Origin of the sequence: Escherichia sp. AM3, from assembly GCF_032029835.1 — a bacterium.
GTDB classification, from domain to species: Bacteria; Pseudomonadota; Gammaproteobacteria; order Enterobacterales; family Enterobacteriaceae; genus Escherichia; species Escherichia coli.
On sequence record NZ_JAVUPQ010000607.1, the window covers coordinates 1 to 414 of the forward strand.

Here is a 414-nt window from a genome sequence, read left to right on the forward strand (position 1 = left end):
TTATGATCCTCAGTTGCTGCCGCGTCAACTGTAGCCGGTTGTCCTGCAAGGGATGCTGCCGTTCCGTCTGCCCACGCTTTATCAAGTAATTTACGGTCTGTCAGCGGAGCAAATTCCCCTGGCTTCCAGTTCGCCCTGATAACATCAGCACCACGCTGAAAGACTCCGGTCATGGTGTAGTAAAAACTGGATTTATGGTTCTGGTTAGCACGGGTACGATTCACAATCAGGCCAAGAACGGGCGTCTGGACGCGCCCGACAGACAGAACGCCCTGATATCCTCTGGCTTTTGCAGGAATGGTGTAAGCACGCGTCATGGAGAAGCCATAGACGGCATCAGCAACTGAACGCGCCAGCGCCTTAAGGTAAAGCCCTTTGAAATCACGATTATCTTTAAGATTTGCCAGTGCCTTT

General features: G+C 51.7%; 1 protein-coding gene. It reads right to left on the reverse strand.

Going from position 1 to position 414, the window contains the following annotated elements; all coding sequences use genetic code 11:
• Nucleotides 1-414: DNA topoisomerase (locus RTW80_RS27495; RefSeq protein ID WP_312721257.1), on the reverse strand; the 414-nt coding region annotated here is incomplete at both ends.